The sequence below is a fragment of the Cohnella thailandensis genome, assembly GCF_014212135.1.
GTDB lineage: Bacteria > Bacillota > Bacilli > Paenibacillales > Paenibacillaceae > Cohnella > Cohnella thailandensis.
This window is the reverse complement of record NZ_JACJVQ010000005.1, coordinates 303,618-328,115: the sequence shown is the minus strand read 5'-3', so window position 1 is coordinate 328,115 and position 24,498 is coordinate 303,618. Positions and strand designations below refer to the sequence as shown.

27 protein-coding genes and 2 pseudogenes are annotated in these 24,498 nt (G+C 58.8%); 4 read left to right on the top strand and 25 right to left on the bottom strand.

The window, feature by feature from the left end; translation table 11 throughout:
- The first annotated feature begins 26 nt into the window (after positions 1 to 26).
- A complete protein-coding gene (locus H7B67_RS06370; RefSeq protein WP_185118948.1) occupies positions 27 to 323 on the top strand; it encodes a DUF3055 domain-containing protein in 297 nt (98 codons plus the stop codon).
- Positions 324 to 392: 69 nt separating this feature from the next.
- The gene (locus H7B67_RS06365) at positions 393 to 665 is read left to right on the top strand and encodes a hypothetical protein (protein ID WP_185118947.1); all 273 of its coding nucleotides are present in this window, start codon (positions 393 to 395) and stop codon (positions 663 to 665) included.
- A gap of 20 nt (positions 666 to 685) precedes the next feature.
- On the opposite strand, the gene H7B67_RS06360 is transcribed toward H7B67_RS06365, so the two are convergent.
- The 23 genes and pseudogenes from H7B67_RS06360 to H7B67_RS06255 all read right to left on the bottom strand — a co-directional run bounded on the left by H7B67_RS06360 (position 686) and on the right by H7B67_RS06255 (position 20,015).
- Positions 686 to 2,071, bottom strand: coding sequence for a phosphodiester glycosidase family protein (locus H7B67_RS06360; RefSeq protein WP_185118946.1), 1,386 nt, complete (start codon positions 2,069 to 2,071; stop codon positions 686 to 688).
- An 80-nt stretch (positions 2,072 to 2,151) separates the two neighbouring features.
- On the bottom strand, positions 2,152 to 3,021 hold the full coding sequence (locus tag H7B67_RS06355; protein WP_185118945.1) for a 5'-3' exonuclease: 870 nt from the start codon (positions 3,019 to 3,021) through the stop codon (positions 2,152 to 2,154).
- Positions 3,022 to 3,742: 721 nt separating this feature from the next.
- Complete coding sequence (locus H7B67_RS06350) at positions 3,743 to 4,957, bottom strand: aminotransferase class I/II-fold pyridoxal phosphate-dependent enzyme (RefSeq protein WP_185118944.1); 1,215 nt, start codon at positions 4,955 to 4,957, stop codon at positions 3,743 to 3,745.
- A gap of 60 nt (positions 4,958 to 5,017) precedes the next feature.
- The gene (locus H7B67_RS06345; RefSeq protein WP_245363974.1) at positions 5,018 to 6,325 is read right to left on the bottom strand and encodes a site-2 protease family protein; all 1,308 of its coding nucleotides are present in this window, start codon (positions 6,323 to 6,325) and stop codon (positions 5,018 to 5,020) included.
- On the bottom strand, positions 6,319 to 6,678 hold the full coding sequence (locus H7B67_RS06340; RefSeq protein ID WP_185118943.1) for an arsenate reductase family protein: 360 nt from the start codon (positions 6,676 to 6,678) through the stop codon (positions 6,319 to 6,321). The genes H7B67_RS06345 and H7B67_RS06340 overlap by 7 nt, the downstream gene beginning before the upstream one ends.
- Positions 6,679 to 6,740: 62 nt before the next feature.
- On the bottom strand, positions 6,741 to 7,697 hold the full coding sequence (locus H7B67_RS06335) for an RluA family pseudouridine synthase (protein WP_185118942.1): 957 nt from the start codon (positions 7,695 to 7,697) through the stop codon (positions 6,741 to 6,743).
- Positions 7,694 to 8,281 carry a cob(I)yrinic acid a,c-diamide adenosyltransferase gene (locus H7B67_RS06330; protein ID WP_185118941.1) on the bottom strand — a complete coding sequence of 196 codons (588 nt, stop codon included), beginning with the start codon at positions 8,279 to 8,281 and terminating at the stop codon, positions 7,694 to 7,696. The genes H7B67_RS06335 and H7B67_RS06330 overlap by 4 nt, the downstream gene beginning before the upstream one ends.
- The gene (locus H7B67_RS06325; RefSeq protein ID WP_185118940.1) at positions 8,253 to 8,942 is read right to left on the bottom strand and encodes a bifunctional adenosylcobinamide kinase/adenosylcobinamide-phosphate guanylyltransferase; all 690 of its coding nucleotides are present in this window, start codon (positions 8,940 to 8,942) and stop codon (positions 8,253 to 8,255) included. Before H7B67_RS06325 ends, H7B67_RS06330 begins: the two co-directional genes overlap by 29 nt.
- A 79-nt stretch (positions 8,943 to 9,021) precedes the next feature.
- Positions 9,022 to 9,291, bottom strand: a complete 270-nt coding sequence (locus H7B67_RS06320; RefSeq protein WP_185118939.1) for an aspartyl-phosphate phosphatase Spo0E family protein — start codon at positions 9,289 to 9,291, stop codon at positions 9,022 to 9,024.
- A 109-nt stretch (positions 9,292 to 9,400) separates the two neighbouring features.
- Entirely contained in the window at positions 9,401 to 10,621 is a 1,221-nt protein-coding gene (locus tag H7B67_RS06315) for an aminotransferase class I/II-fold pyridoxal phosphate-dependent enzyme (protein ID WP_185118938.1), read from the bottom strand.
- 27 nt (positions 10,622 to 10,648) lie between these two features.
- The gene (locus H7B67_RS06310; RefSeq protein ID WP_185118937.1) at positions 10,649 to 11,140 is read right to left on the bottom strand and encodes an Lrp/AsnC family transcriptional regulator; all 492 of its coding nucleotides are present in this window, start codon (positions 11,138 to 11,140) and stop codon (positions 10,649 to 10,651) included.
- A 155-nt stretch (positions 11,141 to 11,295) separates the two neighbouring features.
- The gene (locus tag H7B67_RS06305) at positions 11,296 to 11,745 is read right to left on the bottom strand and encodes a spore coat protein (protein ID WP_185118936.1); all 450 of its coding nucleotides are present in this window, start codon (positions 11,743 to 11,745) and stop codon (positions 11,296 to 11,298) included.
- A 27-nt stretch (positions 11,746 to 11,772) separates the two neighbouring features.
- Positions 11,773 to 12,000 (bottom strand): hypothetical protein, encoded by a 228-nt coding sequence (locus H7B67_RS06300; protein WP_185118935.1) that lies wholly within the window; start codon positions 11,998 to 12,000, stop codon positions 11,773 to 11,775.
- A gap of 547 nt (positions 12,001 to 12,547) precedes the next feature.
- A complete protein-coding gene (gene mobB, locus H7B67_RS06295) occupies positions 12,548 to 13,060 on the bottom strand; it encodes a molybdopterin-guanine dinucleotide biosynthesis protein B (protein ID WP_185118934.1) in 513 nt (170 codons plus the stop codon).
- Entirely contained in the window at positions 13,057 to 13,443 is a 387-nt protein-coding gene (locus tag H7B67_RS06290) for a hypothetical protein (RefSeq protein WP_185118933.1), read from the bottom strand. The genes mobB and H7B67_RS06290 overlap by 4 nt, the downstream gene beginning before the upstream one ends.
- Positions 13,444 to 13,612: 169 nt before the next feature.
- Positions 13,613 to 13,759: pseudogene (locus H7B67_RS30765) on the bottom strand (GTP 3',8-cyclase MoaA); the annotation flags it as partial.
- Entirely contained in the window at positions 13,740 to 14,153 is a 414-nt protein-coding gene (gene lpdD, locus H7B67_RS06285; protein ID WP_342592611.1) for a prenylated flavin chaperone LpdD, read from the bottom strand. The gene lpdD and the pseudogene H7B67_RS30765, both read right to left, overlap by 20 nt.
- A 296-nt stretch (positions 14,154 to 14,449) precedes the next feature.
- Positions 14,450 to 14,809 (bottom strand): DUF488 domain-containing protein, encoded by a 360-nt coding sequence (locus H7B67_RS06280; protein ID WP_185118931.1) that lies wholly within the window; start codon positions 14,807 to 14,809, stop codon positions 14,450 to 14,452.
- The gene (locus H7B67_RS06275) at positions 14,806 to 15,330 is read right to left on the bottom strand and encodes a nitroreductase family protein (protein WP_185118930.1); all 525 of its coding nucleotides are present in this window, start codon (positions 15,328 to 15,330) and stop codon (positions 14,806 to 14,808) included. The genes H7B67_RS06280 and H7B67_RS06275 overlap by 4 nt, the downstream gene beginning before the upstream one ends.
- Positions 15,331 to 15,577: 247 nt before the next feature.
- Positions 15,578 to 16,495, bottom strand: a pseudogene (gene cysK, locus H7B67_RS06270) (cysteine synthase A).
- Between the two features lie 20 nt (positions 16,496 to 16,515).
- Entirely contained in the window at positions 16,516 to 17,052 is a 537-nt protein-coding gene (locus tag H7B67_RS06265) for a hypothetical protein (protein WP_185118929.1), read from the bottom strand.
- 103 nt (positions 17,053 to 17,155) lie between these two features.
- On the bottom strand, positions 17,156 to 17,599 hold the full coding sequence (locus tag H7B67_RS06260; RefSeq protein WP_185118928.1) for a DUF350 domain-containing protein: 444 nt from the start codon (positions 17,597 to 17,599) through the stop codon (positions 17,156 to 17,158).
- Positions 17,600 to 17,648: 49 nt separating this feature from the next.
- Positions 17,649 to 20,015: an endonuclease MutS2 gene (locus H7B67_RS06255; protein WP_185118927.1), complete on the bottom strand. Its 2,367-nt coding sequence runs from the start codon at positions 20,013 to 20,015 to the stop codon at positions 17,649 to 17,651.
- A 148-nt stretch (positions 20,016 to 20,163) separates the two neighbouring features.
- On the opposite strand from H7B67_RS06255, the gene H7B67_RS06250 reads away from it, so the two are divergent.
- Positions 20,164 to 20,541 (top strand): phage holin family protein, encoded by a 378-nt coding sequence (locus H7B67_RS06250; protein ID WP_185118926.1) that lies wholly within the window; start codon positions 20,164 to 20,166, stop codon positions 20,539 to 20,541.
- Positions 20,542 to 20,594: 53 nt separating this feature from the next.
- On the opposite strand, the gene H7B67_RS31070 is transcribed toward H7B67_RS06250, so the two are convergent.
- Positions 20,595 to 21,494, bottom strand: coding sequence for a methyl-accepting chemotaxis protein (locus tag H7B67_RS31070; RefSeq protein ID WP_185118925.1), 900 nt, complete (start codon positions 21,492 to 21,494; stop codon positions 20,595 to 20,597).
- A gap of 429 nt (positions 21,495 to 21,923) precedes the next feature.
- Between H7B67_RS31070 and H7B67_RS06240 the strand changes: the two genes are divergently transcribed.
- On the top strand, positions 21,924 to 22,268 hold the full coding sequence (locus H7B67_RS06240; protein WP_245363972.1) for a cupredoxin domain-containing protein: 345 nt from the start codon (positions 21,924 to 21,926) through the stop codon (positions 22,266 to 22,268).
- 65 nt (positions 22,269 to 22,333) lie between these two features.
- On the opposite strand, the gene H7B67_RS06235 is transcribed toward H7B67_RS06240, so the two are convergent.
- Positions 22,334 to 24,352 (bottom strand): methyl-accepting chemotaxis protein, encoded by a 2,019-nt coding sequence (locus H7B67_RS06235; RefSeq protein WP_185118924.1) that lies wholly within the window; start codon positions 24,350 to 24,352, stop codon positions 22,334 to 22,336.
- Between the last annotated feature and the right edge of the window lie 146 nt (positions 24,353 to 24,498).

Below are 24,498 nucleotides of genomic sequence, written 5' to 3'. Positions count from 1 at the left end.
CAAGACATCCCAAGGAGGCGTTGCCCATGCAGCTCAAAGACTTCGATTTTCTGTCCGACAGCACCGAGCAGACCTCGACCCGCTTCGTGACGTTCATCACTCCGGGACTTGCGCGCTTCGACCTCGCCATCGTCACGACGAACCGTTTCTACGGCAAAAAATTGGTCATCGACATGCAATCGGGACGAAGCGGCGTCCTGGCCGCCGACGACTTGGAGGAAGAAGGCGTCATCGAAGCGACTTTCCGCATCGGAGAGGAAGAGGCGAAGGAGCTGTCCCAGTTCTTGTACATGGTTTTGGGCGAGGTTCATTTTACGGATTGATCGAAGTCCGATTGATAACGGGCTCTTCCGGGCAACCTATCGTGAAATGGATTCGAAGGAGGTTGTCCCATGTCCAAGTATCTCCGCGAGAAACGGCAACCGACTACGGATCTTGCCACGGTCGAATCGCGGCGCAACGAAGTGATTCCCGAGGAATTCCCGGAAGGTCCTTACGGAATGGCCATCGAGTCGCCAAGCCTGGGCAAGAGCACCCCATGGAGGGCGGACCAGCGGTCCAAGAGCAACTTCACCTGGGAAAATCGCGAGCTTCATGCGGGCCTCGACCGAGATTATCCCGGCGACCACAAGCCTCATGACGAGACGGAGCCGGAGATGCACTAGCTTGACGTCCCGCCGAGATCTTATCGATAATTCAGCTTCGTTCCGAACACGAGCGCGTTGCTGAGGTTCCGGCCCGGCGACGTTCTCGCCTTGCCGTCGGCCAACAGCCCCGAGGAAGCTCCGCCGTCCAGGTTCATCGCCTGCACGGCTCCGAGCTTCAGCAGAATCGCTCCAAGCTCCTTCACCGTCGCTCCGCCGACCGTCGCCAGGACAAGGCTCCCGTCCGCCTTGATGCCGATTCCGCTTCTCGCCGCGCTGGAGCTAAGGATCTTAGCTTCCGAGAACCCTTCCTTCGCCGCGTCCACGGCCACTTTTCCATCCTTGACGACCCGCGGACCCGCTCCCACCGCCGTTACGACTTTGCTCCAATCGAGCGTTTTGCCGTTCATGTCCTTGAACTCGGTCTTATAGCTTGCAGGCCGGCCGACTCCGAAGCTGTCCGCTTGGGATTGCAAGCTTCCCGTATAAACGACGACGAAGCCCGTCTTCGGGATTTGCACGTTCTCGTTCTTCGCGATTCTCTGAACGATGCTCTTATCGACGACAACCGCGGTGCCGCGGGCGAAGCCGATCCGCTCGCCTCGCTTCGAGGTGAACAGCACCGCCGAGTCGGCCGTCTCCGCGGGCGTTCGATTGACGAAGTAGGCGTACCAGCCTCGCTCCCTGCCGTCTTCGTTGACCGTTTTCCCCGAGATGGTAATTCGCAAAGAATCCATGACCGCCTTCCCATCCCGGGTAAAACCGATCGTCGTCCCGTAATTGCCCGAATGAGCGACTTCTCCGTCGGCGATGACCGTGCCCCATGGCTCCGGAATGCCGCCGTACGCTTCGAAGAACGTTCCGTTGATCGCGAAAGTCGCGTTCTTCCGCTTGGCGATGGAAGCCAGAGCTTCCGTGCCGCCGATGCGCCCTCCTCCCAGTCCGACGTCGACCGGCATTCCCTTCGGAATGGCGACCGTCTGGACGGTGAACGTCTTGCCGGCCGCGGATACTTTCTTCGATTCCGCCTTCGGTTGAAAAGCAAGCTTAAGCGGAGCGGCCGCCTTCACCGTCACGGGGATGACGCAAGGTTCCGCCTTGCCTTCCGCTGACGCGTATGTCGCTCTCAGATTGGTCGTCCCGGGGGCGATCGCGATCAGCAATCCGGCCGAGGACACGCGAGCCACCTGGGGGTTGCCTATCTCATAGGATGTGAAGGATGCCGAATCCGGCAGTCGAATATTCTCGGTAAGGAACGTACGGGTTCCCGCTTCAACGTTGAATGGGGCCGCGTCGCATACCGTCGGGGAAGCTCCGGCGCCATCCGCTTCCTCTCCGCGCGAATCGGTTGGAAGACTGAAGCTGCCGAGCGTTATGGCAAGAGCGATTGCGAGGACTTTTCTTGCGTGCGAATGGAAAGTAAACAAAGTAAAACGACCCTTTCTTTTCTCCGGTTGTCTTCCTTATGTCGGAAAAAAGAGGGTCGTATGTTAGAGTTCCCGCTTATTTAGCTGGCCGAGTGGATCATTTGGAGAAGCGTGGTGAGCCGATACTGGTCGAACATCGGCTTCGCCCTCTCTATCGAGACGTTCCACAGGCAATCGTCCAGCACGCATTCGATCGGGCTCTCGATGTTGATTCGGGCGAGCGTGCGGGAGAGATGCAGCATGTCCAGATCGTTCTCGATTTTTGCCTTGATGCTCGCGGACAAAGACGAGAGGTTCGCCAGGATGCCGTCTATCGACTCATACTCCAGCAATAGCTTCAGCGCCGTTTTCTCGCCGATGCCTTTGACTCCAGGGTAGTTGTCGCTCGTATCTCCGGTCAGGCCCTTCAGCTCGATGACTTGGAAAGGAAGGATGCCCTTGTCAGTCTTAAGCAGCTCCAGATCGTAGATGGCGTAGTTATTGCGGCCTTTCTTCATGATGACGACATGAACGCGCTCCGAGACGAGCTGAAGCATGTCCTGATCGCCCGTCAGAACGTAAACGTGCCCTTGCTCGCACAGCTTCGTCGCCAGCGTCCCGATGCAGTCGTCCGCCTCGTAGCCCTCGATTCCCAGATTCGGAATGCCCAGCGCGGCCACGACGTCCTTCACGAGAGAGAATTGAGGAATAAGATCCTCCGGAGCCTCGGGGCGGTTGGCCTTATACTCCGTGTACATCTCCGTGCGGAACGTCTTGCTTCCCATATCCCAGCAGCACAGGACATGGGTCGGCTGGAACGCGTTCACGGCGTCGAACAGGTATTGCAGGAACCCGTAAATCGCGTTGGTCGGGGTGCCGTCCGGCGTCCTTCTCGCGCTGTAGGACTGGGCGAAGTAGGCTCGGAACAGCAGCGCCATTCCGTCCACGATCAGAATTTTATTATCGTTCATCCAAATTTACCGTCCATTCTTCAAAAGGTTAGCGTGGAGTCGAGCTCGAATTGTCTCTCTCTATCTTAAAGGAGAGGCAGCGGCGGTGGCAACGTTCCGTTGTTGGCGGATTGTGGCAGTCGGGGTGAGGCTGCGACTTTCGCGCTCAGTTGGGTCGTGGCTGCTCAACTGAGCCTCGTTGGCTGCGACTTTCGCGCTCAGTTGGGTCGTGGCTGCTCAACTGAGCCTCGTTGGCTGCGACTTTCGCGCTCAGTTGGGTCGTGCTCAACTGAGCCTCGTTGGCTGCGACTTTCGCGCTCAGTTGGGTCGTGGCTGCTCAACATGTCTCGGGAGTTTGCAAGAGTGGTCAACCAATGTGAGCAGTCTAACTACTCTCTTCCCACACTTTCCACGTTCTCCTCCCAATGTGAGTAGTCTAACTACTCTCTTCCCACACTTCACGTTCTCCTCCCAATGTGAGTAGTCTAACTACTCTCTTCCCACACTTTCCACGTTCTCCTCCCAATGTGAGTAGTCTAACTACTCTCTTCCCACACTTTCCACGTTCTCCTCCCAATGTGAGTAGTCTAACTACTCTCTTGCCACACTTTCCACGTTCTCCCGCCTATACTGCCTCTCTTTGTCCGACCCGCCTGTCCCAATTTTCCGCGCACAAAGACAGAAAAAGCGGGGGTCCCTCGCCCCCGCTTGCCAATCATCACGCGTCTACCCGCGCGACCCTTCAATTATTGCTTGCCCCAGCCGCTTCCGCTTCCCGCAGGAACCGGCCGATCCTGCCGGCCGCTTCGAGCAGGCGCTCCTCCTGCTCGACGAGAGCGAGCCGGACGTAGCCTTCGCCGCGCGAGCCGAAAGCGTTGCCGGGCACGACGGCAACGCCCGTCCGCTCCAGCAGCCGCTGGGCGAAGTCGACCGACGTCCAGCCCCGCGGAACCGGCGCCCACACGAACATCGTCGCCTTGGAGCGCGGGATGCTCCAGCCTTCCCGCTCCAACGCCGAGAGGAACAAATCCCGCCGGCGCTCGTACAGCTCCGATGCCGGGGCCGGAGCCGACATGTCCCTCTTCAGGGCGACGACCGCCGCTTCCTGCACCGCATGGAACACGCCGAAGTCGATGTTCCCCTTGAGGCTTGCCAGCGTGGCCAGCACGTCGCGATTGCCGACGGCGAAACCGATGCGCGCGCCCGCGAGATGGAACGACTTCGACATCGAATGGAATTCGATCGCCACGTCCATCGCGCCCGGCACCTCCAGTATGCTTGGCGGCCGAAAGCCGTCGAACGCCATCTCGCTGTAGGCGTTGTCGTGCACGAGCAGAACGCCGCGCTCCTTCGCCACGCGAACCGCCTTCTCGAAGAAGGTCAGGTCCGCCACGGCCGACAGCGGATTGCTCGGATAGTTGAGCAGCATGAACTTGACCTTGCTCCACGCCGAATCCGGAATCGCGTCGAAGTCGGGCAGATATCCGTTCTCCTCTAGCAGGGGAAGCGGGATCATCTCCACTCCGGCCACGGCCAGTCCGGCCTGGTAGACCGGATAGCCGGGATCCGGCAGCAGGGCGCTATCGCCCGGATCCGTCACCGCAAGAGCCAGGTGAGCCAATCCGTCCTGCGTCCCCATAAGCGAGAGAATCTCCTTGTCCGGATCGAGCGCCACGCCGAAACGAAACTCGAACCATTCCGCCACCGCTCCGCGGAACCGTTCCGAACCGAGCGTTCCCGGATACCCGTATCGCGACGGGTCCATGCTGGCCTCGGCCAGAGCGGAGCGCACCTCCTCGGAAGGAGGCAGCGCCGGAGTCCCGATGTCCAGCGAGATCACGTCGATCCCCCTCAGCCGCGCTTCCCTCTTCCAGCTTCCGATCTCGGCGAAGATCGAGGACCCCATTTTGTCCAACCGGCTCGATCGCCACTTGCTCGTACTCTTGCTTGCGCTCATACCTTCCACTGTCTTCCTTCCCAGGATGTCTTAACGCTATTCCCGTCTTAGTCCCGTCTTTTATTGAGGAGCCGTTAGCCCCATCTCGTGAATGACCCACATCATATAGCCGAGAAAGAGCGCCAGGCCTCCGTACATCAAGCCGTAACGCCAACGAACTCTCGTAGGCACGACGTAATAGTTGTCCGCTTGATGGGCTTCGCCTTCCAAACGGACCGTGAACCGCACCCGGTTTCGATCCTCGTCCGGAGAACCGACCTGTACGATGCTTACGCTATTGATCGTGCAGGGCTGATTGATCTCAAGCTCGCCCTTGAACGAGAGTGGCTCCCATTGGAATTCCGCGACGTGCTGTCCGTCCATCCGGCAGTAGGCCGTGAACGGCAGCTCGCGCCGATGCGATTGTCCGGAGAGGAACCAACCGGGCAGATTCGGATCGTATTCCGCCTCGTAGACTCCCTCCACGAACACCGGCTGCGCCTTCTTTTTGCCGAAAAACTGCTTATACATCTGCCACAAGAACCAAATCCAGATAATGCCGAACAGGAAGCTCTGCGTATACCACACGACAAACGGCCCGACAACCGCCCCGACGGCCCACAGCCAGCGGCTGACCGCGCCGATGATTCTTCCCCCGTCCAACGGATTCATCGGCAATAAATTCAACAAATTCAGGAAAAATCCGACGTAAGCGAGCGCGTACCATACCTCGTAGCCGGTCCATTGGCCGATCAGGAAGCAGACAAGCGCCCCGAGAGAGCCGAGCATCGGACCTCCGATCGCGACCGCCGCTTCCGTCTCCGCGTCCTTCGGGTGCCTCTTCAACAGGATAAGCGCGCCCAGAAACGGGATAAAGAAGGGGGCCGACACCGGCAAGCCCTTCCGCTTCGCCGCGAACACATGCCCCATCTCATGAACGAAAATAAGAGCGACGAATCCGAGCGCGAACGTCCAAGGATAAACCAGCGCGTATGCGCCGACCGTTACCGCCATGGAAATCAGGGGTTTGCCGAATTTCAGCAGCGCGAGCAGCAAGCCCTTGCCTTTGGACAACAGAAACAACAGCCCTGCTCCCCATGCCCAAGAGCCTCTTCGGCTTTTGCCCTTGGTTTGGGCCTGCGAGTCCTGCTGCGAGTCCTGTTGCGAGTCCTGTTGCGGATAAGGACGCGAATCCTGATCCGAATCATGATGCGAATCCCGATGCGTACCCGGCGACAAAGAGCTCTCCTTCGAGTCCCGCTGCCGGCTCGCCTGCTCGTTCCAAGGCTCTTCCCGAAGCTCCCCGCGAAGCTCCTCCCGATCTTCCTCCCGACGCTCTTCCCGGTCGTTCTCCCGACGCTCCAAGGGCTCTCTAGGGTCGTTTACCATACCTTCGCCAGCTCTTCCTCCTTGAAGCCCACCGTGGCCTTCTCGTCGTTAAATATAACCGGACGTTTGATCAGCATGCCGTTGGACGCCAGCAGCTCGATCTTCTCGTCTTCCGTCAGCTTCGGCAGCTTATCCTTGAGCCCGAGCTCCTTGTACGCGTTGCCGGACACGTTGAACCACTTCTGGATCGGCAGGCCGCTAAGCGGGATCAGCCTCTTCAGCTCTTCCGGGCTCGGCGGCGTCTCGACGATATGGCGCAGCTCCGGGTCATGCCCTCTCGAGCGCAGCCACTTCACGGCATCGCGGCACGTTCCGCAGTTGGGATACTGATAGACGGTTAGTTGCTTGCTCATGCTGAATGAATTCCTCCGATACTTGGGGTAAAAAAGTTAGATTCTATTGCGGCAGCTAAAAGCTACAGAGGCGGAAGCGATCCCAGCGCGCGTTCGAGCTCCTGCAGATCGGCCGGGAGTTCGGCCTTAAGCTCCAGCCTCTCTTCGGTTACCGGATGGTTGAAGGCAAGAAGCGAGGCGTGCAGCGCCTGTCTCCCGATCGCGCCAGCCAGACGCGCGGCGAGCTCGGTCTCCTGCCACTTCGGATCGGCGTAATAGGAATCCCCGATCAGAGGGCAGCCGATCCAGCCCATATGGACGCGGATTTGATGCGTTCTTCCGGTTCCGAGCCGAATATGGAGCGAAGAGGCTCCGCACGGATAAGCACGCTTGACCTCGTAAAAGGTCAGAGACGGAGCGCCGTCTTCCAGCACGGCTCTCCTATGAGGATCGGTCGGGACGCGGCCGATCGGCTCGTTCACTTCGCCCGAGTCCTGCGGAGGCCTTCCGAACACGTAAGCCCGGTAGCGCTTCTCGATCGTCCCCTCCGCCATCTGGACGGAGAGCTGCTGGTGCGCGTACGGATGCTTCGCGACGACGACGAGGCCCGACGTGTCCTGGTCCAGCCGGTGGACCGGGCGGAACCGGCAGCTCTCGCCCTTCTCCCGCCAGTAATACACCACGCCGTTCGCCAGCGTATTCGCGTAATGGCCGGTCGTCGGGTGCACGATGATGCCGGCCGGCTTGTTCAACACCAATAAATGCTCATCTTCAAATACGATATCGAGCGGAATCGGTTGCGGAAGGATGTCGTCCGAGCTCTCCTGCTCCATCCGGAATTCGACGACGTCGCCGACGGCCAGCCGGAAGCTCGGATAAGCCCGCTCGCCGTTGATAGTGAGGCCACCCTCCGATTGCTTCAGCTTGACGAACAGCCTTCTGGACACGCCAAGCCGGTTCCGCAGCACGTCCCGGAGCATCTTGCCCTCGTCTTGCCCGTCCGCGACGTGAACGACCGGGGCGTAATAGCTTTCATTCATTCTGTTCTCGTCCTCCGGGCAAACACGTTCGCGCCTCTTATGTATTCGACGTCGGCCGCGCCAAGCAGCGAGTTCGCATGGCGAGCCGCCGTAAAGAAATAATCGGATAGCCGATTCAAATAGCGGATCACTTCCTCCGGGCAAGCCTGCGAGGCCGCCATCGTCACCGTTCTCCTCTCCGCCCTTCTGCAGACGGTTCGGCAGACATGAAGCTGGGCGGCCAGAGGGCTGCCTCCCGGCAGAATAAACCGCTGCAAAGGAGGCAGTCCCTCCTCCAGCCGATCGATCCATTCTTCCAGCCTGGCCGTCATGGCGGCTTCGACCTTAAGCTGCTCCGGCTTCGGATCGGCATAGGATAAGTCCGAACCGCAGTCGAACAGCTCCTGCTGAATCTCCAGCAGCTGCCCGAGCAGCTCCTCGCCTCCCTCCGCGCCGCGCTCCGCCAGCCAAGCCGCGGCTTGTCCAACCAAGCTGTTCAACTCGTCTATCGTTCCGTAAGCCTCGACCCGCGCGTCGTCCTTGGACACGCGCGCTCCGATGACGGAGGTCGTGCCTTTATCTCCGGTTCGGGTATAAATCTTCATCGTAGCGGTTCCCCCGTTTCGTTCGTGCGCTTCCGATCTCCATGGCCACTCCGGACACGAGCAGCCGCAGCTCCGTGCTGCGCTCCGCGAGACGCCGGTTGGCGGCGGCGAGCTCGCCCGCGAACCATCTCTCCCAAGGATCGGCCTCAAGGCCCAGCGAAGGCTGTTCCGTCACGATAATCCGTCTGCCGTGATACCTCAGCAGGGCATCGACTACCCGCCGGAACTCCTTGCCGACCTTGTCCGTCCGCAGCTTGAATACTTCTTCGGTCTCCGGAAGCTTTCTTCTTCTCCCGCGCTTAGGCGGATCCGCGGGAGCGGCCAGGACCGGCTCCTTCCTCGCTTCGTAAATCGCCTTGCGAAGCCATCCGGACAGGCTGTCCAATACGATAACCCGGCTGTCCGCCCGGAACGGATTGGACTTCAGGTTGATTTGGTCGAGCCGTTCGGAGAGCTTGTCGTCCGCCTTCCAGCTCATCCAGGAGATCTTGTCCCCTTCCGGCTTGGGCGGAACGCTTCCGCGGGCGTCCGGATCGCCGTCTCTCCCGTTCGGCCAAGCAGGGCAGCTCAGCAGGATCGCCTCCCGTCCAAGCGTCGTCGCCCACTTCTCGGCATATGCCGATTTTCCGCAGCCAACACCCCCGGTGACCATCCATAGCATAAGCGATCCCTCCCTCGGACCCTTTCCTACGCCTAACTATAGCACAAAAGAAAAAGCCCGGTCACGGGAATGACCTGGCTTAGCGGACAATAGACACAAGCTTCATGTATTCGATAATTTTCGTATCCAGCAATCTGCTTATTTCGATAACGGACTCGGAGAGAAAGGACTCTTCCTTCAGAAATGCCTCTGTCATTTGCCTCCGGAGATCATCGATTTCATCCGCAAGATTCCCGAGAGTGGAAGTATGGGACAATGCAATGTCTGTCTCTTCTCCTGAGCTCGACGAGATAAGAGGGACTGCGGCATTCTGAGTGATATGGGATGATTGCTGTTCCGCCATCGCCATGCTCTCTCCCCTTTCACATGATGAATAAACACCAAGCGGGATGAAAAACAAGGGTAATTATAGCAGAACACAGAGAAAAAGCCTAACTTTTTTGGAGGTTTTTGCAAGATTATCGCAATTTGTTCAAAAAATCGCCTATTCTGTCCAGCGCTTCTGTTAATTGCGTCACAGAGGTCGCGTACGAGCAGCGGATGAATCCTTCTCCTCCTCGACCGAACACGTAACCCGGCACGGCGGCTACCTTGGCCTCGAGCAGCAGCCTGGAAGCGAATTCCTCCGAGCTTAGCCCGGTCGAGGCGATCGACGGGAACGCGTAGAAGGCGCCCTGCGGCTCGTGGCACTCCAGCCCGATCTGGCGGAACCCTTGAACGACCAGACGGCGGCGCTGGTTATAAGACTCGATCATCCGGGCCATCTCTTCCATGCCGTTCGTCAACGCCTCGAGCGCGGCGACCTGCCCCATGATCGGAGCGCACATGACCGTGTATTGGTGAATCTTGAGCATCGCGCTGATGAGCTCCGGATGCCCGCAAGCGTAGCCCATGCGCCAGCCGGTCATCGCGAACGCCTTGGAGAAGCCGCTCACGACGATCGTGCGATCCTTCATTCCCGGCAAGGTAGCGAAGCTTACGTGCCTCGGCCCGTAAGTCAGCTCCGCGTAAATCTCGTCGGCGATGACGATCAGATCGTTCTCTTCCACGAGCTTCGCGATCGGAAGCAGGTCTTCGTAGCTCATGATCGCGCCGGTCGGGTTGCTCGGGTAGCATAGAACGAGCACTTTGGAGCGAGGCGTGATCGCCGCCTTCAGGCTGTCTGCCGTCAGCTTGAACTGATCCTTGGCGAACGTCTCGATTCCGACGGGCACGCCTCCGCTCAGCGATGAGATCGGGTTGTACGGGAGATACGTCGGCTCAGGAATAAGAATCTCGTCTCCCGGCTCGATCAGGGCGCGGATGGCGAGGTCGATCGCTTCGCTTCCGCCCACCGTGACGAGAATCTCATCGGCGGGATCGTAGCTCAGCTCGAAGCGGTCGTGCAGGTAATGCGCGATCGCTTCGCGAAGCTCGGGCATGCCCGCATTCGAGGTATATTGGGTTTTGCCTTTCTCGAGCGAGTAGACGGCGGCGTCCCGATATCGCCAAGGCGTGACGAAGTCGGGCTCCCCGACGCCTAGCGAGATGATGCTGCTGTCCTTGCTTGCGCTCACCAAATCGAAAAAGCGCCGGATCCCGGACGGAGGGATGGCGCGTGCGCTGGCCGCCAAGTAATCCTGCATGCGGCTGCGCGGCGACCGGGGGGATGTGTCGGGCTGTTCCACATTTCTGATCATCGGAATACGATCCTTCTTTCGGTAGGTTTACGGCGAGATAAGGAGACGATGATCGTCTTCGAATTCCTCGAAAATGATGCCGTCCTGTTTGTATTTTTTGAGAATGAAAAAGGTTTTGGTCGAAATGACGGATTCTATCGTGGACAGCTTGTTGGACACGAAGGATGCGACTTCCTTCAGGTTCTTCCCGTCGATCTCCACGCACAGATCGTACGCGCCGGACATCAGGTAAACCGACTTCACTTCCGGATATAGGTAGATCCGTTCCGCGATGCTCTCGAAGCCTCGTCCGCGCTCGGGCGAACACTCCACTTCGATCAGCGCCGTCACCTTCTCGTCGTCGACTTTGCTCCAATTGACGACCGCCGCATATTTGACAATGACGTGATCCTTCTCCATCTCGTCGATGGCAGCAGAGACCTCCGCCTCGGTGGACCCTAGCATGGTGGCAATGGTGGATGCGGATAACCGCGCGTCTTCCTTGAGAAGATCCAAGATCTTGGACTTTAATTCGTTCATAGAGATCCCTCCTGAATACCTCTCATATTACATCAAATACAGGCTCGATGAAAAGGATCATTTCACGGACGGCCGGCCGATCGGAATCGGGGCGGAACGCGGAAAAGCCCCCGCGCGGCAGCTTCGTTCTGCCGTCGGGGGCCTTAAGGAGCAGGTTACATGTATTGGCCCGGCGTATGCTGCCCGGTACTCGAATGCGGCTGTTGGCCCGCATGCCCCATGTTTTGCGGCGCGTAGCTCGGCCATTGCGGCGCCGGCTGATAACCCCATGCCTGAGGAGACGGCTGGGACTGGGCGCTTTTTTTCTGCTGGAGGAACTGATTCGTTTTTTGCTGCGTTTGCTGATATTCCTTCATTTGCTTATCGATCTCTTGGCGAAGCGCCGGCGAGGCCGCGCTGTACATGTTCTGCTGGCTCATCGCGGTATAAAGCTCTCCTTGCATGGCAAGGGTCGTGTTGAGCAACTGGGTAAACTGCTGGCGAACCGACGGGCAGACCGACTCCGTCGCCGCCGTCCCGTACTCGCGGGTGACTCGCTTCAAGTCGGCGAGCACCGTGTAGGCCAAATCTTCATCCGGCATAAACTGTTGGTTCTGAGCGTACATGGGCTTCGAATGCCTCCTTGGGTGGGATTAGCCTTGCGGCTGAGTCGGCGCGAGGGCTTGATGCTGCTGAAGGCAATTCAGCAGCGCCTGATATTGCGACTGATGAACCTGCGCCTGATGCATCAGAACCTGCGTTATCTGGGGATTCGTGCAGCTAAGCGCCCCCGCCGTGCATTGCTTGATCAGCAGATCCTCGTTGGACAGAGAATCGGCGATGTACTCGAGCTCTTTGGCCGACAACGGCTTCATGTTCATGGGTTTCGATCCTCCCGTTTCTATTTAAGGGCAACGGGAGTATTATGGCTGAATCCGGCCGGCGTTATGCTTGCCGATTCGGAACGTAAAACGCAGGAAGGGCCGCTCTCCAAATAATCGCCCGTAACGGCATAAACCCGGGTCCGCGAGCCTCCGCCAGCGATTTGTATTCGCAGGTCTCGCGCGTTGAGATTGCCGAAGACGAGTTCTATCGGACATTAGAGCGCCTGAAGCGTTCGGAATGCCTCGGTTGACCCGCTCGGCGTGGCCGCCGGAGCTATCGCCGAATGGTGAGACCTGTCACAGTCCGCCGGGGAGAATCGTTGTCAATTTAGAGGCGCCGTTAGAAGAACAGGGGACAAGGAGGCGCTCCCATGATCGTTAAAGCGGATAAGGATCAGATCCAGGAGAAGATGCAGGAGCTAAGAGGCCTATCGGACGATGAAAAAAAAACTCGATCGACCGATTCGCCGCGTTCCGTGGAGAAATACAAACGGTTTATGGAGAAGCATCGCGCGCTGGAACGAAGGGTCCTGACGCCGGCGCCTTATGGCGACCGGAAGTCGGGACCCTTTCGCTTGAGCAGATTCGCTCTCACCCAAGAGGCCAACCCGTCCGCGTCTCCTAAGGGGAATACGGGAAGGTCCCCGTACCTCCTCTCGCCCGGAAGCCAGGAGACGACGGCCTTCACTTGCTTCAACCGGAGAAGCTCTTCGTCGTCCTCCGATCGAATCATGACGATCTTGGCATGGTTCTCCTGTTTGAAGCCTTCGACGATCACCGCGTCCATGTCCGTCATTCGGCGCAGAATGTCCTCCAGAGAAACCGGCCGCTCTTCCATGAAAGCCGTCCGGCAATCGTTCGTGATCGCGGTCATTCGGGCTCCCGCCTCCCGATGGCGGTGCGTATCGGTGCCCTCGCGATCGACATCGAAACGGTGGGCGTCATGCTTCACGGTTCCGACCGCAAGCCCCGCTTCGGTCAGCGTTCGGACCAGATGCCCGACCAAGGTCGTCTTGCCGCTGTTCTTATAGCCCACCACTTGAATGATGTCCGTCATCTTCTCCAGCTCCTCGCTTCTTCCTTCAAGCATACATCGGAAGCAGGAATACCGCCAGCAGCGCAAACGGCGCGGAGCCGACGATCTCGATGATTCCGACCTTCATCGGCTTCATCTGTCTGCCAGCGAGCGCGAAAGCGCGCGGCGGAGATCAGGTAGGCCGCGCTCATCCACGGGAATCCGGTCGCGAACGGCAAGGCGAGGAGGAACGCACGGCAAACGTACGAAAAGTAGGTCCATCGCCTGTTTTTCCGCTCGCGGAACACCGACTTGACGAAAAAGACGCTTCCCGCGAAATACAGAAAGCGGAACGAGACGACCGCGGCCATCGTCCGATCCCAGTCGCCGAACAAGTAAGCGGCAGCGCCCGATCGCTTCCGCAAGAGGAACTTCCTCCGTGCCGGATCGGGTACGTATGCGTTCCAGAACGGCCTCTCTCGCTTCTGCGGGGGTCAGCGTCCTTCGATTGAATTTACCGTCGATCTTGCCGCTCGACTGCGTCTGCGCTGCCAATGGTCATCCCTTCTTGCGTTTGCCGATCTAGCGGCAGCGATCGTAGGACAGGATGCGGTGATCCGGTTCGAAGGTCATCCCTTCCTCCGGCATGCAATAAACGCATCTCAAGTTGCAGCGATCCATCACGGATATTCGCAGATAGTCGTGGACCTTCCCATAGGAATCAATGAGCGGCTTCGGCATCCCCGCTTCGCCCCCTCGCCGTTTGATGTGCCTTCCAGTCTTCGATCGCGGCAACCATCTCCCGCCTCGCTTCCGCGACGATGTCTTCGATATCCTGCCTGGACGGACGATCCAGGTGAATGCCGGCCAAGACGGCAACGGTGCGTCCCAACGACCGGGAGGCCAGAGTCGCCAGCTCGGACGCCAGCTCTTCCTCCCGATGACCGGGCAGCTTGAGCGATAAGACGGCGTCCCTGCCTTCGCCCGAAGCGCCGGCGATGGCCGCGGCTCCCAAGTGCGCGGACCCTCCCGTTACCAGAAACACGAGGTCTTGTCCCATAGAGCCCACTCGTATTTCGACCGACTTCTCCCTTTTCTCGCCTGATCGTCCAAAAGCCCATTTGTCGTTATTCAACGATAGTCCCCCCCGGTTCGAACGCCTGCCCTAGTATAGGAATCCGAAACGAGAGCGGACAGTGACGTCTATCACACTTCGCAAGATCGTCAAATCCTGGCGTTCGCGTTCCATGAGAATTTGACATTTGTGATTCCGCCCACAAAATCGCGAAGCAAAGCGATTTATAAACGGAGAATACGGGCAAAACCGAGGTGGACGTCGACATCGTATGGGAGCCCCGATGGGAGCCCCGGATGATGTCGGAGGATGCGAAGGATAAGCTGGGATTTTTCTAAAGGCGGTTTGGTGCTTACTTACTCTTGCTCCAGGTGCCGCTTCAGGACGGCCGCATGGTTATGCCGCTCGTCCTTGGCCGCGTACAGCAGGGTTAGCCCTTCGGCTGCCGCCCAGCGGCGGAGTCGCTCCAGATGGGGTTGAATCGAAGGAGCGGCCAGCTCTTCCCTGTAGCGGACTTGGAACTCGGCGAATCGGTCCACTCGGTGCCCGAACCACTCGCGCAATTCCGGGCTGGGCGCGACTTCCTTCATCCACAGGGTCAACTGAGCCGCTTCCTTGGCCACGCCTCTCGGCCAGAGCCGATCGACGAGCACGCGCGCTCCGTCGGAGGCATCGGCCGGCTCGTAAATGCGTTTAACCCGAGCATTGAAGGTCATTCGAATCGTTCCCGATGCAAAACCCGTTCCAACGGATACATTTCTTTCGCGGGAGGCTCCTCTAGCGGATACCCGAAGCCCAGGATGGCCACCACGCGGTAATCGGCCGGAATCCCAAGCCGCTCCCGCACATAGTCCTCGCGGCGCTTCGATTCCTCATGCTCTTCGGAATGATAGACGGCTCCCCATGCGGCGCCCAGTCCGAGCGATGTCGCGTTCAACCAAGCGCAAGCTCCCGCGATCGACGCATCCTGAAGCCAGTATTTGCTTGTCTCGGGGCTGGCGACGATCACGACGGCCGCCGCGGCATGCTCCAGCCACTTCATATAGGGAGTGGTAGGCGTCAACTCGCCCAGCATCGTCTTGTCGGTGACGAGAATAAACTCGCGGGAAGGCAAATTGTTGCCGCTGGGAGACAAGTACAAGGAGCGAACCAGCGAATCCAATAATTCCGGCGCAATGGCATCCGGCTTAAACCTCGTGATCTCGCGCCTTTTCTCGATGGCCGTTAGTACATTCATGAGAAATCTTCCCTTCTTGATTAATTTCAAGCTAACACAAGATGTCAGAAGATAGTGTTGTATATAAAGCCCGCGCGAGCAGGCGAATAAGCAAAAAACACGCCACCCGAGAAATGGCGTTTCCACGATCGGGCAACCCGATCCGCAGATCCATCATTTCTCGGAGAGGCGCATGCTTTGCGACCTGTCCTATCTAATTTGTTCACAACTCGCTCGGCTGTCTCTTCCGATCCGGTTCCGACAACCCTTAGAAAATCCCCATGCTCAAATACCGTTCGCCCGTGTCCGGGGCGATGCAGAGCACGCGCTTGCCCGGACCGAGGCGGCGGGCGATCTGCAGCGCGGCCCAGACGGAGGCTCCGGACGACGGTCCGACGAGAAGCCCCTCCAGGCGGGCGAGCCGTCGGGTCGTCTCGAGCGCGTCCTCGTCCGTCACGCGAACGATCTCGTCGTAGACGGACGTGTTGAGAATGGCCGGAACGAAGCCGGGACTTGTCCCGACCAGCTTGTGCGGACCCGGCTGCCCGCCGGACAGCACGGGCGAGCCGTCGGGCTCGACGACCGCCACGTAAAGGCCGGGCAGCTTCTCCTTGAGCGTCTCGCCCGTGCCGGTTACCGTTCCGCCGGTGCCGGACGTCGCCACGAAGGCGTCGAGGCGGCCTTCCGTCTGCTCGAGAATCTCGAGCGCGGTCGTCGTCCGGTGAATATTCGGGTTCGCCGGGTTCTCGAACTGGTTGGGCATGAAGCTGCCCGGGTTCTCGGCGATGATCTCCTTCGCCTTGGCGATCGCGCCCGGCATCCGCTCGGCCGCCGGGGTGAGCACGACCTCCGCGCCGTAGCCGCGAAGAAGCGAGATGCGCTCGCGGGTCATGTTGTCAGGCATGACAAGGATGAGCCTGTAGCCCTTGGCCGCCGCGTTCATCGCAAGGCCGATGCCCGTGTTGCCGCTCGTCGGCTCGACGATCAAGGAGCCCGGGCGAATCAAGCCGCGCTGTTCCGCATCCGCGATCAGTCCCCAAGCCGCACGATCCTTCACGCTTCCGCTAGGGTTCATTTTCTACAGTTTAACGAGCACTTCGGCATCTCTCTCGTCCACCAGCCGATTCAGCCGGACGGCCGGCGTGTCCCCGATCAACTCGGTTACCGATTGGACCATTCTGCTCATCTTGCGTACTTCCTCTCCGTCTATTCGGTCTTCGCGTTAGCCAGCTTCTGAATGAGAGCCGTCCGATGCCCCTCGGATAACGAGTGCTGCATGTTGAAGCAGGAAGGGCATACGTAAATCTTCATCGCAAAAGGCGCATCCAGAATCGGAACTCCCAGCGCCTCTGGCACTCGAGGCTGGAAGCCGCCCGCCGGGACCGTCGTCTCTCCCGCTTCCAGCATGTACTCCCGGCATTGCGGGCATTCGGGAACGACCTCTTGTTCGTCCAGAAGCTTCTCCACCGTCTCCTCGTATTGCATCAGCGCCTCGTTCTTGATCTGAAGCTCGTCGTCCTGCTCGAGCGAAATCTCCTCTTCGTCCGATAGGATGGCCCCGTACGAGCCCGATTCGTCATCGTCCTCTTCATCGTCGGGATATACGTCCTCGTCCCCGAGGCCGAACCTCAGGGTGCGATACCCGTCCAACTCGTTGTCGCAAACCGGGCAGAACTTGTCCGGCTCTTGCCCTTCCTCTTGCGGAATCTCGCTTTGACACCATGGACACACGACTACCGCCATGTTATCCCTCCTTCACCATATAAATGATCCCGCACGCAAAAAACAGCACGGCAAACGCGAACAGCGTGCCCCACAAATATTTCATTCGTATCCTCCCGTACCCCTAGTCTCCATAGGTGATAGACGATCCAATAATAAAGGAGAGCGATATCGACACCAGGAACGATATAAGCCCTACCGCCCGGTTGTCCTTCGCGATCTCGTCGTCGACGCGGATGACCGGAGTCAGAAACTCGAACAGAAAATATCCCGCCAGCAGCAGCACGAAGCCGAGAGCAGCCCAACCTATGCTTTCGTAGATCGCGCTTTGGGCTTGAATGGCGTACCGGAAGACGTTGCAAATTCCGAAAATTTTGCCCCCGGTCGCCATCGCCACCGCCACGTTGCCTTTGCGGATCTCGTCCCAGCATTTGTAGCGGGTCACCCACTCGAAGCAGGCCAGGCAAACGATCAGCAGCAGAATGCCTACGGAGAAGTAGGCCAAAGCCGCGGCAATCGGATAATTCATGAGCGTATCCACCGCATGGTTATCCTCGTTATTGGGCATGCCCGGTCGACTCCCTTCGCATCCGGTAATTTTGCTTGTTACCTAACGATTATTTCAATTCGGCTACCGTCACCCCGGCGCCGCCTTCCCCGTAATTGCCGAGGCGGTAGCTCTTCACGTGCTTGTGCCTGCGAAGAAACTCCTGGATGCCGGCGCGGAGCGCGCCCGTCCCCTTGCCATGGATGATATAGACGCTTCCGATGTTCGCGAGGAACGCCTCGTCCAGGAAGCGGTCCGTCTCGATCAGCGCTTCGTCCAGCGTCGAGCCCCTTAAGTCGAGCTCGCCGCTCGTGTTCTCTTCGCGCGATCTCTTGACCGTCGTAACGGGAACCTGCTTCTTGGGGGCGGAAGCCGCCGCCTTCTGCGTCGGTTCCAGATCCGCGAGCGCCACCTTCATCTTCAAGATTCCTAGCTGCACGAGCGCTTCGGAGTCGCCTGCCAGCTCGACCACGTGGCCTTTCTGCCCGCCGAGGCTGTGAACCTTGACTTCGTCCCCCGGCTCGATCTTGACCGGCTTGCCGCCTTGGTTCTTCCTCGGCTGCTGAACCGGATCCGGGACCGAATCGTCCAGCCTGCGCTTCGCCTCGATGAGCTTGTGCTCCTTGACCGAAGCCCCTTCTTCCAGCGCCATGCGGCGAAGATCGGAGATGATCTCCTCGGCTTCGCGCTTCGCCTTCGCGACCGCCTGGCGGGCTTCCTCGCGAGCATCGGCGAGCAGCTTCGCCTTCTGCTCCTGGAACTTGAAGCGCTCGTCTTCGATCTGCTGGCGGAGCGTCTCCACTTCCTTGCGCAGCCGTTCGGCGACCTGCCTCTCCGATTCGGCCCGGCGGCGATCCTGCTCGAGCGACGCGATCATCGCGTCGACCTTGAGCTCTTCCTCGCTCACCTCACCCCGCGCGTGCTCGATAATCTCCTTCGGCAGGCCGAGCCTGGACGCGATGGCGAAAGCGTTGCTTCGGCCCGGAACGCCGACGAGCAGTCGGTAGGTCGGCCGCAGCGTCGCCACGTCGAACTCCATGCTGGCGTTGATGATTCCGTCCCTATTGTAGGCGTAAGCCTTCAGCTCGCTGTAGTGCGTCGTTGCGAGCAGCCGGCAGCCGATCCTGTGCAGATGCTCCAGGATCGCGATGGCCAGCGCCGAGCCTTCCGCCGGGTCCGTGCCCGCTCCCAATTCGTCCAGCAGCACCAGGCTGCGGGACGTCACTTGTCCCAGCATGCCGATCAGGTTCGTCATATGGCTGGAGAACGTGCTCAGATTCTGCTCGATGCTCTGCTCGTCGCCGATGTCGGCGAATACGCCGTCGAAGACGCACATCCTGCTCCCGTCGTCGGCCGGGACGAACAGGCCGGACATGGCCATCAGGCTAAGCAAACCGACGGTCTTCAGCGATACGGTCTTGCCCCCGGTATTCGGACCGGTGACGATGATCGCCGAGTACTCTTCTCCCATGTCGATGTCGATCGGGACAACCTGCTTCGAGGGAATCAGCGGATGACGCGCCCGCTTCAGCCTCATCTGCCCTTCGTCGTTGATGGCGGGCAGCGTGCCGAACATCGAATCCGCGAGAGCGGCTTTGGCAAAAATAAAGTCGATGTAGCCGAGAGCCTCCGCATCCGATATCAGGAGCTCCGCCTTCGTTCCGACGAGCTCGCTTAACCGACGCAGAATGCGTTCGATCTCCTTCTGCTCCTTCAGCTTCAGCTCGCGCAGCTTGTTGTTGACCTGCAGAGCGGCTTCCGGCTCGATGAACAGGGTCGCGCCGCTGCCCGACTGGTCGTGCACGATTCCGCCGAAGTGGGAGCGGTATTCCGCTTTGACCGGAATGACGTAACGGTCGTTGCGGATCGTAATCAGCACGTCTTGCAGCATCTTCTGAACGGAGGTCGAACGAATGAGGCTGTCCAGCTTCTCTCTCGCTCTTCCTTCATTAATACGGATATCGCGGCGAACGGATGCCAGCTCCGGGCTGGCCGAGTCCATCACGTCCCCTTGCTCGTCGATACAGCGGCGGATGTCGTCTTCGATCGCTTTGGCGTCGATAAGCGGCTCGACCAGGTCCGACAGGATCGGAACTTCGGCTTCGTCCGCCACGGCCTGGATATATTTGCGGATTCTCCGGGAGCCCATGATGAGCCCGGCTACGTCCATCAGCTCCGAAGGTCCGAGCACGCCTCCCAGCTTCGCCCGGCCGAGCGACGGCCGAACGTCGGTCACTCCTCCGAACGGAGGGGCTCCCTTCAGCGAGGAGGATCTTACGGCTTCGTCGGTCGCCGCAAGCCTGCGCTTAACCTCCGAGCTGTCGGAGGACGGCCTGAGCTTGCCGGCCTCTTCCTTGCCAAGCGAGGTGGCGGCCAGCTCCGTCAGCCGGAGAATGATTTTGTCGTATTCCAATGTATAGAGCGCCTTGTCGTTCACGGCGAGGTCCAACTCCTCTCGTTTCTATTATAGCTCAGCCGCCGCCGCTTGCGAAACCTTCCAGACATAGCCGCCCGCAATACGGTTACACTAAGTTCAATACCAGCGTAGAGCGCTGGCAAATAAACCGAACACAGGAGGTCCGCACATGAGTTTCCTGGGTCATGTCGTCAGGTTCGTTGTCTCGGCCATCGTGCTGATGATCGTCGGGTACCTTGTTCCCAACTTCTCGGTCGGAGGGTTCTGGAGCGCTCTAATGCTCGCTCTGGTCATCGCCGTTCTGGGATGGATCATCGAAGGCATCTTCGGTAAAAGAGTCACCCCGTTCGGGCGAGGAATCGTCGGGTTCATCGCCAGCGCCGTCGTCATCTGGGTGGCGCAGTTCATCGTCGGAGGAGTAGCGGTCACTTGGCTGGGAGCGATTCTGGCCGCGATCGTGATCGGGATCGTCGACCTGTTCATTCCCGTCGCGAACCCGTTCCGCGCGGCAACGGGCGGAGATCGGAACAGGGTCCGCCGCGATTAAACAAAGCCAAGGCCGCCTCGAGGGTCCTTACGGATCTTCGAGGCGGCCTTATGCTATTTCAACGTATTCGCCCGCGTTTCCAATTCTCCTGCCGCTTCGCCGATTCGGTCGAACTCGGCAATCGCATGCTTGATTTGCTCCCGGCATTCGACGATGGCGTCTCGCGAGCTCTTGATTCCCAAGCCTACCCGTTCTACCCGGTCCGTCATCCCCTTGATCGCCGCTTGAATCTCTTTGACCGACTGTTGAACCCGCTGGGCGAGCTTTCTTACCTCGACGGCGACCACTTCGAACCCGCGTCCGTGCTCTCCGGCATGCGCAGCCTCGATCGCCGCGTTCAGGCCAAGCAAATGGGTTTGCGAAGCGAATTCCCGGATCATGCTTGCGATCGTCCTTATTTCCTGGGTTTGCTCCTCGAACTCCCATAGCGAACGCAAATTCTCCTCGCTATCGGCCGCCGCGCGCTCGACTGCGGAGGCCACCTGCCGGTTGCGTCCCGCGCCTTCCTCCGTGCGGCGCAGCAGCTCTTCCGCCATCCGGCGCAGCTCGTTTGTCATTCGAGAGGCGGCGTTCTCCCTTGCGGTAATGTCGGTCGCGACCTTTACGACTGCCGCCGTTCTCCCGTTCTCGTCCAGCACCGGCATATAAGTCGCTTCCAGCCAGACCGAATCTCCGTTTTTGTTCACCCGTACGATTTTCTGCTGAAACTTCGATCCGGACCGCAGAAAGTCCCAGAACTTTTCGTATTCCTCGCTGCCAACGAATTCAGGCATGCAAAAGATCCGATGATGCCGGCCGACAAGCTCCGAGACTTCATAACCCATCGTCTTGGCGAACAGCTCGTTGGCCCATAGCACCGCTCCATGGCGATCGAACTCGATCATCGCAAGCGATTGCTCCAATGCGGCAAGAACGCTTCTACCTTCCAATACTTGCGTGCTCTCATATTTCATATCGGCGACGTTCCATTCCTTCCGACTTCAATCGACATTTTTTTAGTCCATATCTATTATAGAAAACAAGTTTGAAACTTTTTTGAAACTGAAATAGACGCCGCACGGGCGTCTAGAGTATCTGTCGGTGCATCTCATTAGGAATAGGTAGAGCCATCCCTTCTCCAATCGTCGAACCACTTTCGGATCGAAGCATGAGGCTTCATATCCAATTCTTGCAGAAGCATCGATTTAAGAAGCTCGTATTGCTTCTCGAAGGAATCGTTCCGGCCATTTATGACGATTGTTTGAAGCCCGCCATTCGCCGTGCCACCCGCGCAAGGTTATGCTATGATAAGTACCGTATGGGCGAATATGTCCAGAAAAAGGGAACCGGGAACGGAGGGGATTGTCATCCTACATAGAAAACTAGCGGCATTATTCTGTGCTTTGGCGCTTGTTCTGGCGCTGTCGGCATGCGGAAGCAACGGGAATAACGAAGAAGCGGCATCCGGCGAAGCGCCTTTGGTCGCCGAGCAGGAGCTCGTGATCAAGGCGTCCAACTGGCAGTTCGACCAAACGGAGTACAAGATTCCGAAGAACACGCCGGTCGAGATCAAGCTCGTCAACGACCAAGGGGCTCACGGCATCCAGATCAAGGACGCGGGAGTGAAGCTGAACGCGGCCAAGGATTCGAAGGTCGTCAGCCTGGACGCCGGAACGTACGAGATCAAATGCAATATCGTTTGCGGCACCGGCCATTTGAACATGACGGCCAAGCTGATTGTTGAATAAGCGCTAACGGCAACAAAGGGATGAAGCGGCTTCTCGCCGTTTCATCCCTTTGTTATTAATAGAATTTAAACTCGGAAACGCTCCAGCAGCCCGTTCAATCTCTGCGCGAGCTGCTCCAGCCCTTGGGCCAATTCGACCAGCTGATCGCTGATGATCGCCTGCTCGGAAGTCATGGAGGCGACCTCCTGAGCCGATGCGGTCGATTGTTCGGAGACGGAGCCGACGTTCATGATCGTCTGCTGCAAAGCATGCTGGACCTCCGTCATCTCCTGAATGCGCCCGGTTGCCGACTCGAGGCTTCCGATGAACGCTTCCATCCGCTCGTTGACTTCTCCGAAGAGCCCCTCCGTCATCGCGATCGCTTGGAACTGTTCTTGGAACAGCGGTTTCGCGCGGTTCATCTCTTCGGTCGCGCTGCGGATGTCCGCCGTCATCGTATGCATCCAATCCGCTACCTTGACCAGTTCCGCCACCGAATCGTTCGCCAGGCTGCTCATTTCGGTCGCGATGACCTGGAAGCCCTTGCCCGCGGCGCCGGCCCTGCTCGCTTCGATGGACGCGTTAAGCGCGAGGATGTTCGTTTGCCTGGACTGTCTGCCGAGCTGCTCCACGATATCCGCGATGGTCGACGTTTGCGACTCCAGCAGCGTCAGCTTCTCGTTCAGAGCTTGCGTCGCCTGCTCCACGCTCTCGGTCGTTCCCGTTAAACGGTTCAGATGCCGGCGGCCTTCGTTGCCGACCCGTTGAACCTCGTAGGCTCGTTCGCCCATTTCCGAATTGGCGTCGACCACCGCCCGCACGTTGTTCGCGATCCCTTCCGCGAGCTCGACGCCGCGCTCCGCGTCGGCAGCCAGCAGGAGCGCCCCTTCCGCGATCCCCTTCGTGGATAGCATAATATGGTTCGTGGACGAGGAGTTGCCGCGCGAAGCTTTCTCCAGGGAGGTGGCGGTCTCGAACACCGCTCCCGCCGATTCCACCGTCTCGCTGATCAGATGGCCCATCCGTGACACCATTTCATTGTAATGAACATTCAACTGGCCGATCTCGTCCCGGCGATTCGTCTCCTCCGCTCGGCCGGTCAAATCCCCGTTAGCCGCTCCTTGCAGCAATTTCGTGATGGCGAGAATCGGTCGGGCCACTTGCCGGATGATCACCCAGCCGATCAGGGCCGCGAACAGGGCGGCAGCGATAGCGCAAGCAATCGTGACGAACGCAATGCGGTCGGTGTCCTTGGTCAGCTCCTTTAAAGGAATCGCTCCCGCCAACGTCCACCCCGTATCGCTTAGCTCATGGACGGCCAGAAGATTCCGGCCGACAGCCCTCGACTCCAAGACGTCGTAGCCGGTCGCTTGCCCGATTTGCGCCATGTCGCCGCTGTACACGTAACGGTTGCCGGAATCCGCGATGAACAGGTCCGCGCCGGCCACGCCCCGAAGAAGTTCCGACAACGCCTCCAGATTCACTTCGATGACGACCACTCCGATGTCGGCGGCGGACAGCGTGTTGCGAATCAACCGCGCCAACGCAATCGAAGGCTCCTGCTTGTAATTATCGTTCGTCTTGACGAACGATTCTCCTTCGCCGACGGGAGACAGCCAGATCGGCTGCCCGTTGGCCTGCTTGGCCCTCTCGAACCATTCCGCCTGGTAAGCGGTTGCCGAGACGCCCTTGCCGTCGCTATGCACGCCGCCTCCCTCGTAAACGATAGACACTCTCGAGATCGACGGCGATTCCGCCTTGATGCTGCGGAAAATTTCCATCGTTTTCTTGGTCAAGGCCGTTCTTGTCGCGACGTCCGTCTCCGTCGTCAAGGATTGGACGCTCTGGGTGAACTCGCTATTGAGCGCGAGCTTTTTCGAAGCGTTTGCAACGGTATCGAGAGACATCCCCACCATATCTGTCGTTTTTTCTATGGTTTGACCAAAGCTGCTCTGAGCCTGGTCCGTGATGATAGACTTGGAGATTTCGTAGGATAACCCCCCTACGATGGCGACGAAAGCGACGATTCCCGCGAAAAAGGTCAGAAACAGCTTGCTTCCGACGCTCAAGCTCACGCGGGATTGGACCCACTTGCCTAACTTCATGATGGATTCTCCTTGAATGTTATTATTTTCAATAATTATATTATCGTTAAATAAAACTAACAACACTAACAAAACTACTATATTGCCGAAAATACAAAGAACCTCCCCGGGTCTCGGGGAGGTAGAGTGATTCAGGAAGGACTGCC